General features: G+C 56.2%; 1 protein-coding gene. It reads left to right on the top strand.

Annotated features, from left to right (window positions below; all coding sequences use genetic code 11):
- Positions 1-33 precede the first annotated feature (33 nt).
- Positions 34-219 (top strand): hypothetical protein (locus A3709_RS23915; protein ID WP_231871211.1); only part of this gene is annotated, 186 nt, incomplete at its 3' end.

Raw genomic sequence — 219 nt, 5'->3', positions numbered from 1 at the left:
TCCGATGGGACACTCTCAGGTGACCTGCTGCCCATGCTGTATTTACAGGCAGAGACCCTGACGGGCCGGATCAAATACACCGGTGGTGCGCTGGACGAACTGAATGAGCGCATTGTTGAGGATACTCAGAATGCAGACCTGGCGGTCGCGCGCAACGGCATGGCTCGACAGCAGGAACTGGATCTGGCTCATCTTGAGAAGCTGATTGATTTACTGGCG

The sequence above is a fragment of the Halioglobus sp. HI00S01 genome (assembly GCF_001635445.1).
Classification (GTDB): domain Bacteria; phylum Pseudomonadota; class Gammaproteobacteria; order Pseudomonadales; family Halieaceae; genus Halioglobus; species Halioglobus japonicus.
The sequence above is the reverse complement of the archived record's forward strand: the minus strand, read 5'-3'. Positions and strand labels throughout refer to the sequence as shown.